The organism is Micromonospora sp. DH13, from assembly GCF_020873825.1.
GTDB lineage: Bacteria > Actinomycetota > Actinomycetes > Mycobacteriales > Micromonosporaceae > Micromonospora > Micromonospora haikouensis.
On sequence record NZ_JAHWGR010000024.1, the window covers coordinates 94810 to 109954 of the forward strand.

Here is a 15145-nt window from a genome sequence, read left to right on the forward strand (position 1 = left end):
GCGGGGCCGGGTGTGCCGGCCCGCCGGCGTGTCAGTGCAGCAGCTCGTGGGCCTCGCGGACCTTGGCCCACGACTTCGGCTTGACCGGGGCGGCCGGGGTGGCGGCGGCCCGGGCCGCCGCCGCGTCCGACGTCAGCTCCGGGCGGCCCTTGGTGAACAGCCAGGTCGTGAACAGGGCGTCGAGGTCCTTGCCCGAGACCTGCTCGGCGAGGGCCTGGAACTGCGCGATCGTGCCGTTGCCGTGGCGGTGGGCGGCGGTCCACTCCGGCAGGATGCGGAAGAACGCCGCGTCGCCGACGGCCAGTCGGAGCTGGTGCAGGGCCATCGCGCCCCGGTCGTAGACCGCGCCGTCGAAGACGTTGTTCGCGCCCGGGTCGCCGGGCGGCACCTGCCAGAACTCGTCATCGGCCGGGTAACTGGCGTAGGTGAAGTCGAACCACTCCTGCGCGGTGCCCTCGCCCTGCTCCTCCGACCAGAGCCACTCGGCGTAGCTGGCGAAGCCCTCGTTGAGCCAGATCTGGCTCCAGTCCGCGACCGAGACCGAGTCGCCGAACCACTGGTGGGCGTTCTCGTGCACGACCACGTAGGTGTTCGACCCGCGCCGCCAGAAGCCCGGCCCGTACACCGAGCGGGTCTGCGTCTCCAGGGCGAAGCCGAGGCTGTTGGCCGGAGCGGCGACGCCGCCCTGCGCCTCGAACGGGTACGGCCCGAAGATCCCGCTCTCCCAGTCGACGATCTCGGCGGTGCGTCCGATGCTGGCCCGCGCGGCCGGCCCGAGCGAGCCCAGCGTGGTGCTGTACGCGTTGACGACCGGCTGCCCGTTCGGCGCGGTGTCGGTGACGATGTCGTACTGCCCGATGGCGAGGAACGCCAGGTACGTCGCGCCCGGCGTGGCGCTGCGCCAGCCCCAGCGGGTCCGGTTGCCGGGCTCGGCCAGCGGCGGCCGGGGCTGCACCCCGTTGCTGACGACCTCGACGCCGGTCGGCACCGACACGGAGACGTCCCACGTGGCCTTGTCGCTGGGGTGGTCGTTGCTCGGGTACCACCACCAGGCCGACTCGGGCTCGTTGACGGCCAGCGCCCCGTCGGCGGTCTTCGTCCAGCCGGTCCAGCCGTCGACGCGGGTCTGCGACGGCACGCCCGCGTACTGCACCACGATGGTCAGGGACTGGCCCGAGACGATGGGGCGGGGCGCGGTGATCACCAGCTCGTGGGCGCCCTCGCGGGCGAAGGTGGCCGGGTAGTTGTCGACCTTCACCGACTGGACGCCGAGCACGAAGTCCAGGTTGAACCGGGAGAGGTCCTGGGTGGCCCGGGCGAGGATCGTGGTGGTGCCGGAGAGCTGGTCGGTGGCGGGCTCGTAGCGCAGCCGGACGTCGTAGTGGTCGACGTCGTACCCGCCGTTGCCGTAGTCGGGGAAGTAGCTGTCGCCGATGCCGGGGCTGCCCGGGGTGGGCGCGGCCGGCGCCGCGGCCGGCCGGCCCCAGCCCGATCGGGCGGCGGCGTGGCCGGGTGCGCCGGCCGCGACCGTGCCGGCGGTGGAGACGGTCAGGGCGGCGATGGCCGCCGCGAGAACGCGTCGCACGGGATGGACTCCCTCCGTTGGGTGTACGCCGGCCAACCTAATCGACAGATGTAAACGGGTGTGTCCCGCGCGGGCGGTCCGCGCCCTATTCCCTCGATGGAAATGTTTCGATAGCATTACCGACCAGTAACCACCACCCCTGGGCCACGCGCGCGGTTCCGAGGATCCACCACCCCTGCCCCCGCGGAGGTTCCCCATGCCCCACCGCCCGCTGGCCCGCGCCCTGACCGCGCTGACCGCCCTGCTCGCCGCGACCCTCGGCGCGGCGGCCGCCCCCGGCGTCGCCCAGGCCGCCCAGGCGGCGAAACCCGCCCGTGCCGCCGCCGCGATCAACTACGTGGCGCTGGGCGACTCCTACTCGTCCGGCGTCGGCGCCGGGCCGTACGACCTGTCCACCTGCCTGCGCAGCGACAAGTCGTACGCCCCGCTCTGGGCCGCCGCCCACCAGGTCGCCAGCTTCACGTTCCCCGCCTGCGGCGGCGCGGTCACCGCCGACGTCATCAACAAGCAGGTGAGCGCGCTGAGCACCAGCACCACCCTGGTCACCATCACCATCGGCGGCAACGACGCCGGCTTCGTCGACGTCATCACGAGCTGCCGGTTCGGCAGCACCAGCACCTGCGAGGGCGCGGTCAACGAGGCCAGGACGTTCGCCACCACCGAGCTGCCCGGCCGCCTCGACCGCACCTACGCCGCGATCCGCGAGAAGGCCCCCAACGCCCGGCTCGTCGTGCTCGGCTACCCGCGCCTGTTCGAGACGACCTCCTGCGGCGCGCTGGCGATGAGCGCCTACAAGCGCACCATCATCAACGAGGCCGCCGACCTGCTCGCCTCGGTCACCGCCGGCCGGGCCGCCGCGGCCGGGGCCACCTTCGCCGACGCCCGCCCCTACTTCGCCGGGCACGGCGTCTGCGCCGCCGCGCCGTGGATCCGCGACGTCACCGGCGTCATCGAGGCGTACCACCCGAACGCCGACGGCTACCGGCTGGGCTACCTGCCGGCGCTCACCGCCGTCACCGGCTGACCCCGCGCCACCACAGCCGGCCGGCGACCGGGGGCCCCGCCTCAGGCCCCGCCGCCGGCCCGTCACCGGCCCCGCCGGCCGCCCCGGCGGGGCCGGTGCGCGCGCCGCCGCGGCGGACTGTCCGACGCTGCCGCGCGTCCGTTAGGGTTCGCTGGATCAGACGGCCATCGCGCGTGGGGGGCAGCAGAGGGTGGGCAGGCTCGCGTCGGCGTACGGTCAGGCGGTCGCCGCCCATCGGCAGGCCCGCGAGCGGCTCGACCGGGCCCGCCGGTGGATGGGCGCGCCGGGTCCGGCCGCCCCCACCGCCGCCGACGTCGTCGCCCGGCTGGCCGCCGTGGGCGGGCGGCTCGCCGCCCCCGCCCCCGGGGTCACCGCGCTGACCGGCGCGCCCGCCCCGATCCGCGTCGGCGAGGCGACCACACTGGACGGCGGCTTCCCCGTGCTCGTCCCGCTCGGCGGCGGCTGCCACCTCACCGTCGACGCCGACGCCCGGGACCCGCGCGTCGGCGAGCTGCTGCGCGCGGTGGTGCTGCGGCTGCTCGCCACCGCCCCGCCCGGCACGGTCCGGGTCGCCGGGATCGACACGGTGGCCTTCGGGGCCACCTTCCTGCCGCTGCGCCCGCTGCTCGACGCCGGGGTGCTCGCCCCGACCGCCACCACCGCCGCCGAGGTCGCCGCGCTGCTCGACTCCGCCGAGCGGCACGCCCGGGCCGCCCAGGAGGCCGACCCCGCCGCCCGCGAGCTGCTGGTGCTGGTCGTCGCCGCCGCGCCCGGCCCCCGCGAGCTGGCCCGGCTCGCCGCGCTCACCCACGCCGGGGCGTCCGCCGCGGTCTGCGTGCTGCTCGCCGGCCACCGCGCCGCCTCACCCGGCGGCGCCGGCCAGCAGAGCCCCGCCGGCTCCGACGCGCCGCCGCCGGGCGCGGCCACCGCGCTGCGCCTGATGCAGCGGTACGCCCACGTCGGCGACCCGCCCGGGCACCCGTTCAGCGCCGACGGCTCCGGGCTGGCCGCCCCCGTCGTCCTCGACGGCGACCTGCCGCCGGCCACCGTGGCCGCCCTCGCCGCGCACCTCGCCCCCGCCGCCCGCCGCGACACCCCGCCCGCCTTCGCCGACCTGCTGCCGGCCCGCCGCTGGGCGGCGACCAGCGCCGCCGGGCTGTCCACCGTGGTCGGCCGGGCCGGGCGGCAGCCGGTCACCGTCGCCTTCGACGACGCCACCCCGCACTGGCTGGTCGCCGGCCGCACCGGCGCCGGCAAGACCGTGTTCCTCCTCGACGCCCTCTACGGGCTGGCCGCCCGCTACGCCCCCGACCAGCTCCAGCTCTGGCTGCTCGACTTCAAGGAGGGCGTCAGCTTCACCGAGTTCGTGCCCACCGAGCGGGACCCGTCCTGGCTGCCGCACGCCCGCGTCGTCGGCATCGAGAGCGACCGGGAGTACGGCCTGGCCGTGCTGCGGGAGCTGCGCCGGGAGCTGAACCGGCGGGCGACCGTCCTCAAGCGGCACGGCGTCACGAAGCTCGCCGACCTGCCCCGCGACGCGGCGGTGCCCCGGATCGTGGCGGTCGTCGACGAGTTCCAGGTGCTGCTCGCCGGCACCGACGCCGTCGCCCGCCAGGCCGTCGACCTGCTGGAGGAGCTGGCCCGCAAGGGCCGCTCGTACGGGGTGCACCTGGTGCTGGCCAGTCAGTCCACCGCCGGCATCGAGTCGCTGTACGGCCGCGCCGAGGCGATCTTCGGGCAGTTCCCGCTGCGGGTGGCCCTGCCCGGCGGCGGGGGAGTGCTGGACGCGCTCAACACCGCCGCCGACGCGCTGCCGATCGGCGCGGCCGTGCTCAACACCGCCGCCGGGGCGGCCGGGGCCGACACCGTGGTCCGCTTCCCCGACGCGTACGCCGCCCGCGCCGAGCTGGCCCGGCTGCGCCACGAGCTGTGGCGCGAGCGGCCGGCCGGGTCCGCCGGACCCACCGTCTTCCGGGGGTACGATCCGGCACGGCTGGACGACGACCCGGCCCTCGCCGCCCTGCGCCCCGGCGTCGGGCCCCCGGTCGCCCTGGTGGGCCGCGTCGTCGACGTGGCGAACAGCCCCGCCTCGTTCACCCTCGACGCGACCCCGGGCCGGCACCTGGCCGTGGTCGGCACCTCGACCGTCGGCGCGGAGGTGCTGCGCGCCGCCGCGCTGGGCCTCGCCCGGCAGCACGCCCCCGGCGGGGCCCGGTTCCTGCTGGCCGGGCTGGCCGCCGCCGTCGACCCGGTGGTCGACGCGACCGCCGACGCGCTCGCCGCCGCCGGCCACCCGGTGGAGCGGCTCGACCCGGCCGCCCTGCGCGACCGGATCGCCGCCCTCGCCGCCGGCCAGCCCGCCGCCGGCCGCACCTACCTGGTGCTCTTCGGCGCGGACGCGGCCTCGGCCGCCCTCGCCGGCACCGACCCGACCACGTTCCGCTCCGGCTTGGACGACCTGCGCGCCCTGCTGCGCGAGGGCCCGGGCCGCGGCGTGCACCTGCTGGGCTGGTGGCGGGGGCTGCGCCGGCTCGCCGACGACCTCGGCGGGGCGCACCACCGCGACGACGTCGCCTGCCTGGTCGCGCTGAACGTCCCCGGCGCGGAGCTGGGACTGCACCTGGGCGAGCACGACCTCGCCTACACCCCGCGCCCCGACCGGGCGCTGCTGGTGGACCGGCACGACCAGCGCACCCGGCTGATCGTGCCGTTCACCGGGCCGGGGCACGAACAGGACGAGGAGCGCTGAGCCGTGGCCACCTTCGCCGAGTACGCCGCCCTGGCCCGGCAGCTCGCCGACCAGCGCCGCGAGACCGACCGGGACGCCGTCGCCGCCGACCGCCGCCGCTCGGCCCTGCGCGCGACGCTGGACCAGCTCACCCGACGCCTCGACGCCCAGTCCCACCGCCTCGACCAGCTCGGCCGGGCCGCCGGCGTCACCGCCGAACCGGCACCCACGGCGGGCGAGCGCCCCGCGTCGCCGGCCGCCACCCCGACGGCAGCGGCCGGGGCGGGGCCGTCCGGCGGCAGGGCCGGTGGGTCGCCGGAGCCGGGGACGGCGGGGGCTGGCGGCGCAGCCGCCGCGCCGGGGCGGCCGGGTGTCGGGGCGTACCCCCAGGGTGCGACGACGACCGGCGCGGTGGTGGCGGTGCCGACGGCGGCCGGGGTGCCCGCGCCCCGCGCCGGGGGCGTCGACCCGGGCACGGAGCTGGCCGAGGCCCGGCGGCTCGCCGACGAGACCGACCGGCTGATCGGCCTCACGGAGGCCGTCGGCCGGCGGCCGCCGCTGCTGCCGGCGTGGTCGCCGCTGGCGCGGGCCCTGGCCGTGTACGCGGGGTGCGCGGCGGCCGGCGTCGTGCTGGCGGTGGTGCTGCTGGGCGTCGCGGGCGTGGTGGCCAGCCCGGGGGCCGTCTACGTGGCGACCTGCGGGGCGCTGCCCGTGCTCTGCTTCGTCGCCGGCTACCTGGTGCTCGGCCGGTGGGGGCGGCCGGCGCTGGGCGCGGACGGGCCGCCGCCCCGGTTCGTGCCGCTCGGCTTCGTGACCTGCGTGCTGCTCATGCCGCTGGCCTACTGCGGCTACCTGGTGCTGTTCCGCCTGCTGGGCTGAGTCCGGCAGCCCCGGTCCCAGTCCCAGTCCCGGTCCGGTCGCCGGTCCCGGGTCGCCGGTCGCGCCGCCGGTCAGCCGTCCAGGGCGAGGCGGGCCACCTCGGCCGCGCACCCCCAGGACAGGGTGACCCCCGCGCCGCCGTGCCCGTACGCGTGCACCAGCCGGCCCCCGGCGGGGCCCGCCGGCTCGACCGCCACCCGGGGGCCGCCGTGCCGGGCCGGGCGCAATCCGATCCGCTCGCCGAGCACCGGCGCGTCGGCCAGCTCCGGCACGAGCGCCACGCACCGCCGCCGGATCGCCGCCGCCGTCGCCGGGTCGGGCCCGGTGTCCCACACCCCCGGCTGGTACGTGCCGCCGAGCACCACGTCGTGCCGGCGCGGGTGCACGTAGGTGATCCCGGCCGGGTCGTCCTCGTCCCGCACCGAGGTGGTCAGCCCCGGGTTGGCCACCAGCACCACGTGCCCGCGCACCGGGTGCACGGCGGGGTCGGCGGCGAGCCGGCCGGCGGCCAGCCCGGTCGCGTTGACCACCGTCGGGGCGACGTCGAACGCCTCGGCGAGGTCCCGCACCCGGCGGCGCAGCACCCGCCCCCCGCCGGCGGTGACCCGCCCGGCCAGCCACCCCAGGTACGGCGTCATCTCCACCGTCGGCGCGGTGAACCGCAGCACCGCCGTGTACGGCGGCTCGGCCGGCCCGGCCACCAGGTCCCCGGTGGCCGCCGCCCACCACGGCGGGCCGCCGTAGCGGTGGCGCAGCAGCATCCGGGTCGGCCGGGCCACCACCCCCGGCACGCCCGCCCCCGCCTGGCGGCCCAGCTCCGCGTGCGTCTCGCTCGCCCAGCGCAGCACCCGGGGATCCTCGTCGGTGTGCGTCGGGTACCACACGGCGGCGGCCACCGTCGACACCGTGTCCGCCGGGTCGTCCGCCGCCAGCACGGTCACCCGCGCGCCCCGCTCCTGCAGGGTCACGGCGGCGGTCAGCCCGATGATCCCGCCGCCGACCACCACCACGTCCATCCGCTCCGCCATCGTCCGCTCCTTCCGGTCGTCGTTTGGATCGTGGCCGGCCGTCCGGGCGGGCGTCCAAGACGGAACGGGCAGGCGGCGATAAGCGGCGCTTATGATCCGGGGATGGACGCCTGGTCGGATCTGCGCCGGCTGCGCTACTTCGCCGTGCTCGCCGAGGAGCTGCACTTCACCCGGGCCGCCGCCCGCCTGCACATCGCCCAGCCGGCGCTCAGCCAGCAGATCCGCGCCCTGGAACGTCAGCTCGGCGTGCCGCTGGTGCACCGCACCAGCCGGGGCTGCACGCTGACCGAGGTGGGGCAGCGGGTGGCCGCCGAGACCGCCCGGCTGCTCGCCGACGTTGACGCCGGCACCGCCCGCATCAGGGATCTGGTGCGGGGCCGGGGCGGGCGGCTGCGGCTCGCGTACACCCGGTCGGCGCGCGGCGGTCCGGTGGACGCCCTGGTGGCCCGGTTCCGCGCCGCCCATCCCGACGTGGAGGTCGTCGCCGAGACCGCCTGGACCGCGCCGAACGTCGCCGGGCTGCTCGCCGGCCGGCTCGACGCGGCGTTCGTCCGCCCGCCGGTCGACGAGCCGGCGCTCGCGTGCCGCACCGTCGACACCGAGGAGCTGCTGCTGGCCCTGCCGGCGGGGCATCCGCTGGCGACCGGCCGCCGCCGGATCAGCCGGGCCGAGGTGGTGGACCTGCCGGCCGTCATGTGGCCCCGCGACAACGGCCCCGGGATGTTCGACCGGACCATCGCCCAGGTCTGGCCGCGCGGCGGCTTCCGGCTGGTCCGGCAGGAGCCCGACGACGAGCAGTTGCTGCGCGCGGTGGCGCAGGGCGACGTGATCGCGGCCGTGCCCGCCGGTCGCGCGCGGGCGCTGAAGGTGCCGGGGGTACGGCTGCGCCGGTTCACCGCGCCGACCCCCACGGTGGACGTCGGCCTCGCCTGGCCCCACCTCACCACCAACCCGGCCGTCCACGCCCTCGTGGCGCTCCTGGGCTGACTGTGCCGCCCCTTGTCGTCCCGTGGCCGCCGGGATCTTGGACAGTGGTCGTCCGTTGTGGACGATAGGTGTCCAGGATTCCGGCGCGGGGTCGGGTCGGGCGAGGGGGAGGCGGCGATGAGCGAGGACCTGGGCGGGTTCATGATCGGGTACGTGCCGGCGGGGGTCGACGGGGAGGTGTCCGACTTCGCCAGCGAGTGGGAGGGGGTGCGCTTCCGCACCCGGGTGTGGGAGCGGCAGGTGGCGGAGGGCTGGCGGGTCGACCTGCGGGTGCACGTCCTGCGCGGGAGCCGGCTGGGCACGCTCGACGCGCTGCGTGAATTCCTCGCCGACTATCACGAGCGGGACGCCGCGGCGTGGCCGCTCACCGAGTTCACCGAGGGCGACGTGACCGGCCTCGTCGGCGGCGGCGAGGCGTTCCGGCTGGTCGAGCCCGGGGTGGCCGTCGACGTGCGCGCCGAGCCGGAGCGGGTGCCCGAGTCGGAGCTGCGGGCCGTGGCGGCGGGGGTCCGACCCGTTGCCGCCGCCCCCGAGCCTGCCGCAGACTGACCACCGTCCGTGAGGTGGCCGGCGACGTGTGTGCGACGCCGGCCCGAGGTCACCCTTCGTGATGCCCCCGCGACCCCGCCAGACTTCCCGCTGTCCCTTTGCTCTGCACCCATATGCGCATCACGGTGGCCTGGCTCGACACATAGACGCAAGCGAGTCGGTGCGGGCGGGGCTGGTGGGTTACCGTGCGTGGCTGTTGCGTATCCGGGTGCAGAGCAAAGGGCTTGCGCGGGGTGTGGCCGCCGGGCGGTCGCGGCAGCGCAGCGTGACGCCCTGAGGTCGTCCCGTCCCGACGTCGTCGGCATGGGCCGCCGCTCGTGGGTCGGTGGCCGACACCGACGACGAGGGGCGTCCCGGTCGGGTGGTCGTCACCCGGGTGGGCGGGGTCAGCCGGGCAGGTCGGCCAGGCAGGTCAGCCAGAGCTGGTAGCTCACGGGCGCGCTGCCGGCGGCCTCCCGGGTCAGCCGCAGCTCCTCCAGCGCCCGGTCGGCGTCACCGCGCTCCGCCGCCGCGCGGGCCAGGTCGAACCGGTCGGTGACGAAGACCGACAGCCGCCGGAGGTGGTCCGCTGCGGACGCGACCAGGGCCCGCAGCTCGTCGGTCGAGCGCTCGTCCGCGTCGCCCCGCCCGGTGGCGACGGGTACTCCCTCGGTGGGCAGCGTGGGGATCGCGTGGACGCTGTCGTCGTCCCGTTGCGGGGGATGGCCGTGGCGGATCGCGCCGAGCCCGGCCAGGGCCGTCAGGTCGCTGAGCGCCTGGTCGCCCAGGAGCGCGGCGACCCGGTCGAGGGTGTGCCCGACCTGTTCGGGGCTGCCCTCGGCGAGCTGGTCGTCGAGCTCGGTGGTCAGGCAGGTGAGCTGTTCGGACACGCCGGCCAGGCCCTCCGCCAGGAAGGCGATCTCGTCTTCGAGCCGCTCCAACACCTCGTCGGCGGTGCTGAGAAGGCTGTCCCGCATGGCTCTCCCGGTCGTGTCGGTCCACAGTGATCGCGAAGAATCTTGACCCATCAACGGATGAAGATCGTCGATAGTATCTGTGAACTTCTGTCGGATACCCGATACGCCCAGGGTGGGTGGATGTGGGCACTCCTTCATATCCTGTCGTGTTCACCGTCGAGCAGCTCAACTCCGTGCAGCACGTCGCCTCGCGCGCCACCCGGCATGTCACCCTCAAGCAGAACCCGTTGCGCCGCGAACACCTCCAGGGCTTCGTGGGCTGCTACCTGCCGGGCAAGGACCGGTCGGAGCGCGTCGAGACCGGACGCGGCCATGGAAGTGACGGACAAGGCGCTCAAGACAGGAGCGGAGGGCGTCGATGCCGCCAAGTGCCTCGGCAACGCGACCTTCGACCTGGTCAGGAAGGCGGCAGGCAAGACTTCCAGCCTGATCACCGATCGAGCGTCCGGTCAGCGCGGGGGCGACGAGGGCTGAGCCGGCCGACCGCCGGCCTCGTGAACCACCACCGCAACCGTCATCATTGAGCCTTTTCCAGGCTGACGGCCACGAGCGGCGGCTGCCGTAAGAGCGTCCGCATGGTCAAATCGATGGCGGACACAGCATCGCAATATCCATGGTTGTCGGATTATCATGTGGCGGACCGGCGAGCCGGTCCCGCGCCGTAGCAAAATCCGAAGGGGCTCGAATGACGGCAATCGCCAACCGCCTGGATAAAGCGGTAGCTGACGTGGAAAACGCCAACATCGCACGGATTTACGATTACTATCTGGGAGGACTCTACAACTTCACCATCGACCGGCAGAAGGCGGAGCGCATCAAGCTGACGCTGCCCAGCGTCGACCTGCTGGCTCGCGGTAACCGGGAGTGGCTGCGCCGGTCCGTGCGATATCTGGTGGCGCAGGGGGTGGAGCAGTTCATCGATATCGCGGCGGGTCTGCCGACGGCCAACAATACACACGAAGTGGCGCACGCCCTCAACCCCCGCGCGCGGGTGATTTATGTGGACAACGACCCGTCGGCCGTCATCCACGGCGAGGAAATTCTTGCGAAGGAGCCGCTTGCCGCCATGGCGGAAGCCGACGGGAGGCACCCCGAGCAGGTATGGGCACACCCGGCAATCCGCGATTTGATTGATTTGTCTCAGCCGGTGGGGATCATCCTGGGTGGGCTGCTCGTGTTCGTTCCCGACGAGGATGATCCGAAGGGGCTCGTCGCGGCGTACCGGGACGCCCTGGCGCCTGGCAGTTACCTCGCGATCTCCCACCTCACCGCCGACACGGTGGACGCGGAAACAAGAGCACAGGTAGACCGGATGGTCGCCGCCTACCAAGCCGGGGTCGGCGCGACCCTCCACGTGCGGGACAAGGCGACGTTCGCGTCCTGGTTCGAAGGTATGGAACTGGTTGATCCGGGGGTGACCCTGATGGCGGACTGGCGTCCGGACCCGGGTCTGGACGTGGATGCCCAGACGCCGTCGCGGCAGCTCGGCTACGGCGCGATGGGCCGGATCGCCAGCTGATCCGTGACAGCGCGCCCGCGTTCGGCATGCTCACAGGCCGGGTAGGCGGCTTTGCGGGATGGGCCGCGCCGCCTACCCGGTCGGCGTCCGGGCCGGGACAACTCCTGGCCGTACGGAGTGCTCGCGGCGGCCCCGGAACGGCTCCGGCGAGGCGCGGAGGCCATCACTCGCGGGTGTCGTCGTCGGACAGTCGAACCTTTCACCTCGCCGTCGTCAACGCGCTCTGCGGTCTCGTAGGGCCCCATCGGGAGCACCGAGCCACGACCCATGCGCCGACGATAGGGCGATCGTCGCTGTCCGATCGGCAGTAGCCAATTGACCGGTTGGCCTGCCGCAAAGGTGGCCGTATGCCACGACGAGTGTCCTACAAGGAGTACCTGCTCGCCACCGCTCTGACCCTGGTCTGTCGGCACAAGCCCGTGTGGTCGTGGATTCGGTGGCGGTACGTCTGCGCGTGCGGCGGAGCGGATGGGAAGCCGTGAGCGCCACGCGTGATGTCGCCGATGACTCAGCTCCCTATGCGCCGACAGAAGCCCTGCTGCGGGCGGGGACGCTGCTGTACGTGACCCGGGCGGCGAGCCCGCAGTTCGTCCAGCCGATCTTCTTTCGGCTGATCCGGGTGCACGCCGACCGGATCACCTACCACGGCTGGACCTGGCTCGACGGGTATCAGATCGACGCGCGGGGCGACGCGGTCGCGCGCCGGTCGATCTTCGTGCAGCCTGCCGGGCTGCGGGCGAGCAGGGAGAACGCGTTCGGCAGCCGCCCCGTCCAGGCCGCCGCCGTGACTCCGCCCGGCCGCCAGAACGGTTCGGGGTGTTCGGCCAGGTGCAGCGGTTCCAGGCCGGCGGCGAGCACCGCGTTGACGATTTCCCCGAGGGTCCACTGCCATTCCACCGCCCCGTTCCCCGGGAACGTGTCGTTGACGAAGCAATCACCGAAGTAACTCCGGTCGGCCCGGATCCGGGGCTCGTCGGCGTCCCAGCTCCACAGGGCGGCCGCCGGGTGCGCCTCGTACACGAACAGGTGACCCGCCGGCCGCAGCAGCCGGGCGACGTCGCGCGCCCAGGCGGCCAGGTCCCGCATCCAGATCAGCGCGCCCTTGCCCGTGTAGACCAGGTCCGCGCAGCCGTCGCGCAGTGGAGCGCCGGGAAGTTCGGCCACCACGTACCGGCAGGCCAGCCCCAGTGCGGCGGCGCGCCGGTTCGCCGCGCCGGTCGTCACCGCGCTGTAGTCGACCCCGATCACCGTACGCGCGCCGGCCTCGACCAGGGCCACGTCGTCGAGGCCGTGGCCGCTCTGCAGGTGCACCACCGTCGGCGCGGCGCGCAGCAGCGGTTGCGTCGTACGGCGTCGTCCACGATGGGGAGTGTCGATGCCTGCCTCAGAAATGGCGAGTGGTCTTCACCTCCTGTGAATTCCATTGCCGCCCGCCCTGACTGGAGTCATGAGACATTGTCGGAATTCCGCTGGCGAGATCCACTGTGGACGGGTAACGTGCAGCGTCGTCGTCGACTCCCGTGCATGGGATCGGTGGCATTCATCGTACCTGCGCAATTCCTCCGACGGTCGGCCGAGCCGCCCGTCCGAAACGCCGTGCCCTTATCCGTTCCCATTCGCCACCCTCTCCCGGTGGCGGTTGAGTCGAGGAGCCGCCGTGCGCGACCCGGACCCTGAACCGCAGGTCAGACCTGCCGCAGCCGACACACCGGCCGATTCCGCAACGCCCGCCGATCCCGCGTCCACCGGCGAGGGCGCGTCCCGCCTCGCGCAGCGCTTCGCCGCCCGGCCTCCCGGATATCCGAGCGTGCTGGTCTGGCTGCGCGCCGGGGTGGTGCGTGACTGGCGCGGGGTGCTGGGCGCGTTCCTGGCCACCTGGTTCTACGTGCCCGCCGCGTTGTTCCTCGGGGTGGGCGGCGCGATCGTGTTCGGCGTGGCCGGCATCATCAACGGGGGCGGCAACCTCGGCGAGGTGCTGCCGGAGCCGGTGCGGGACGCCCCGCTGGTCGGCTCGCTGCTCGACGCCTTCCTCGACCGCTCCGGCGGGGTGCTCGGCAGCTTCGTGGGCGTCGCGTTCGGCTTCCTCGCCGGCTCCCTGCTCGTGCTGGCGCTGCCCTGGCGCGAGGCGTTCGACGAGCCGGCGAACCTGTTCACCGGCCTGGCCGGGATGGTGGGCGCCGCCGCGCTGATCGGCGTGCTCTACACCCTCTACCGGGTCATGTGGGAGCCGCGCCTGCTGGCCATCTCGGGCGCACGCCGGCTCAGCCGCCGCGAGGCCGAACGGCTGCAACCCGTCCTGTACGACTGCGCGCACGCCCTCGGCCTGCCCACCGTGCCCCGGCTGCTCATCGAGGACGACCCGGTGCTCACCAACGCCCGCGCGTACGCCCGGCACGTGGTCGTCACCACCGGTCTGCTCGACGAACCGGACGAGAACATCGCGGCGCTGCTCAGCCACGAACTGGTGCACTGGCGCACCGGCGACGAGGTGACCAGCGCGTTCGTCCGTGGCGTGGCGCTGCCCCTGGTGCTGGTGCACGCCGTGCCGACGTGGCTGATGCGGACCTACCCGCACCCGGCGACCAACTTCGTGGTGTTCGTCTTCTTCTGGCCCGTGCTGCTCACCATGAAGTACGTGGTGCTGCCGCTGCACTCCCGCGACGTGCGGGCCGCCGAGTACCGGGCCGACGCGGGCGCCGTGCTCGCCGGCCACGCCCAGGGCCTGCGGGACATGCTGGAGCGGCGCAAGTCGTTCGAGACCGGGCGCAGCGGCTGGGACGAGGCGGTCTGCGCCACGCACCCGGCGTCCGAGCTGCGGCTGGACCGGCTGGAGACGCTCACCCCGGCGGCTGCCGACGGCGTCGTCGCCGCCCCGGTGACCGCCGAGGGTCTGTTCGGGCGGCCGGGGGCGGTCGCCTCCCCACGGGCGATGCTGGTCGCCGGCGCGCTGGCCCTGGCCTGTGCCTTCGGCGGCATCCTGCTCGGGGTGACGCAGTGGGCCCTGTTCCGCCCGGCGCAGGCCGTCGACGGCTACTTCTCGGCGCTGGCCGACCACGACGCCCGGGCGGCCCTGGAACTGCTGACCCCCGACGCGCGGTCGGCGGCCGGCGACGTCGACCGGCTCGCCGCGCTGGTCGAGGCGAAGGGCTACCGGCCCCCCGACGACGTCGAGGTGCTCTCGGTCGACCGGGACGGCGACGAGGCCACGGCGAAGGTGGAGTTCACCCTCGCCGGCCAGCGGGTGCCGGCCGAGCTGTCGCTGCGCCGGGAGGAGTCGGCGACCCTGGGCCTGTTCCACGGGTGGCGACTCGCCGGCGGGCCGGTCACGGTGGGCGTCCCCGGTGGGCAGGCGGGCCTGACGGTCAACGGGGTGCCGGTCGAGACGCCCCCGGAGGGGGACACCCTCGCGCTGCTGCCCGGCGTCTACACGGTCGGCGGGCAGAGCACGGTGCTCGCGGAGACCCCGGCGCAGGCCGTCGCAGTCGTCCCCGGCATGGACAGCGCGGGTCAGGTGCGGCTGGAGCCGGTGCTGGCCCCGGGCGCGCGGGAGGCGGCCGAGGCGGAGGTGCGCCGGCACCTGGACGCCTGCGCGGCGCAGAAGGTGGCCGCCCCGGCGGGCTGCCCCTTCCGCTACTACAACGGCAGCGCGGTGAAGAAGATCGCCTGGAAGATCACCGAGTACCCGCGGATCGCGGTGGAGCTGACCGGCCCCGCCACGGCCCGGGTGTCGACCCCGTACGACGCGCAGGGGGCGGTGCTGGCGACCGGCACCACCGACGGCTACTTCGGAGCCACCCCGTTCAGCGACGACGACTCGTTCGGCGTCGAGGGCGTCCTGTCGGTGGTCGACGGCAGGATCACGTTCCTGCCCAGCGGCGAGTGAAGGAGAG

12 protein-coding genes and 1 pseudogene are annotated in these 15145 nt (G+C 74.8%); 9 read left to right on the top strand and 4 right to left on the bottom strand.

Features of this window, described 5'->3' with window-relative positions:
* Positions 1–31: 31 nt before the first annotated feature.
* Entirely contained in the window at positions 32–1585 is a 1554-nt protein-coding gene (locus tag LPA42_RS22040; RefSeq protein ID WP_077939094.1) for a M1 family metallopeptidase, read from the bottom strand.
* A 196-nt stretch (positions 1586–1781) separates the two neighbouring features.
* Between LPA42_RS22040 and LPA42_RS22045 the strand changes: the two genes are divergently transcribed.
* From LPA42_RS22045 to LPA42_RS22055, 3 genes are all read left to right on the top strand, one after another.
* Entirely contained in the window at positions 1782–2609 is an 828-nt protein-coding gene (locus LPA42_RS22045; RefSeq protein WP_077939099.1) for an SGNH/GDSL hydrolase family protein, read from the top strand.
* 190 nt (positions 2610–2799) lie between these two features.
* Positions 2800–5358 carry an FtsK/SpoIIIE domain-containing protein gene (locus LPA42_RS22050; protein WP_228986824.1) on the top strand — a complete coding sequence of 853 codons (2559 nt, stop codon included), beginning with the start codon at positions 2800–2802 and terminating at the stop codon, positions 5356–5358.
* A 3-nt stretch (positions 5359–5361) separates the two neighbouring features.
* The gene (locus tag LPA42_RS22055; protein ID WP_228986825.1) at positions 5362–6216 is read left to right on the top strand and encodes a hypothetical protein; all 855 of its coding nucleotides are present in this window, start codon (positions 5362–5364) and stop codon (positions 6214–6216) included.
* A gap of 71 nt (positions 6217–6287) precedes the next feature.
* Here the strand turns inward: LPA42_RS22055 and LPA42_RS22060 are convergent, their stop codons facing one another.
* Positions 6288–7244, bottom strand: coding sequence for an FAD-dependent oxidoreductase (locus LPA42_RS22060; RefSeq protein ID WP_077939100.1), 957 nt, complete (start codon positions 7242–7244; stop codon positions 6288–6290).
* A gap of 102 nt (positions 7245–7346) precedes the next feature.
* On the opposite strand from LPA42_RS22060, the gene LPA42_RS22065 reads away from it, so the two are divergent.
* Both LPA42_RS22065 and LPA42_RS22070 read left to right on the top strand, forming a co-directional pair.
* Positions 7347–8231: a LysR family transcriptional regulator gene (locus tag LPA42_RS22065; protein ID WP_228986826.1), complete on the top strand. Its 885-nt coding sequence runs from the start codon at positions 7347–7349 to the stop codon at positions 8229–8231.
* A gap of 117 nt (positions 8232–8348) precedes the next feature.
* A complete protein-coding gene (locus tag LPA42_RS22070) occupies positions 8349–8780 on the top strand; it encodes a hypothetical protein (protein ID WP_077939102.1) in 432 nt (143 codons plus the stop codon).
* 386 nt (positions 8781–9166) lie between these two features.
* On the opposite strand, the gene LPA42_RS22075 is transcribed toward LPA42_RS22070, so the two are convergent.
* A complete protein-coding gene (locus LPA42_RS22075) occupies positions 9167–9736 on the bottom strand; it encodes a hypothetical protein (protein WP_077939103.1) in 570 nt (189 codons plus the stop codon).
* A gap of 312 nt (positions 9737–10048) precedes the next feature.
* On the opposite strand from LPA42_RS22075, the gene LPA42_RS22080 reads away from it, so the two are divergent.
* The 3 genes and pseudogenes from LPA42_RS22080 to LPA42_RS22090 form a co-directional block, all read left to right on the top strand.
* Positions 10049–10210 (top strand): hypothetical protein, encoded by a 162-nt coding sequence (locus LPA42_RS22080; RefSeq protein ID WP_158229449.1) that lies wholly within the window; start codon positions 10049–10051, stop codon positions 10208–10210.
* 211 nt (positions 10211–10421) lie between these two features.
* The gene (locus tag LPA42_RS22085) at positions 10422–11255 is read left to right on the top strand and encodes an SAM-dependent methyltransferase (RefSeq protein ID WP_158229450.1); all 834 of its coding nucleotides are present in this window, start codon (positions 10422–10424) and stop codon (positions 11253–11255) included.
* A 535-nt stretch (positions 11256–11790) separates the two neighbouring features.
* A pseudogene (locus LPA42_RS22090) lies at positions 11791–11988 on the top strand (hypothetical protein); the annotation flags it as partial.
* On the opposite strand, the gene LPA42_RS22095 reads toward LPA42_RS22090, so the two are convergent.
* Entirely contained in the window at positions 11925–12569 is a 645-nt protein-coding gene (locus tag LPA42_RS22095; RefSeq protein ID WP_198956671.1) for a bifunctional 2-polyprenyl-6-hydroxyphenol methylase/3-demethylubiquinol 3-O-methyltransferase UbiG, read from the bottom strand. The pseudogene LPA42_RS22090 and the gene LPA42_RS22095 overlap by 64 nt on opposite strands.
* 343 nt (positions 12570–12912) lie before the next feature.
* On the opposite strand from LPA42_RS22095, the gene LPA42_RS22100 reads away from it, so the two are divergent.
* Complete coding sequence (locus LPA42_RS22100; RefSeq protein WP_144082721.1) at positions 12913–15138, top strand: M48 family metalloprotease; 2226 nt, start codon at positions 12913–12915, stop codon at positions 15136–15138.
* Positions 15139–15145 lie beyond the last annotated feature (7 nt).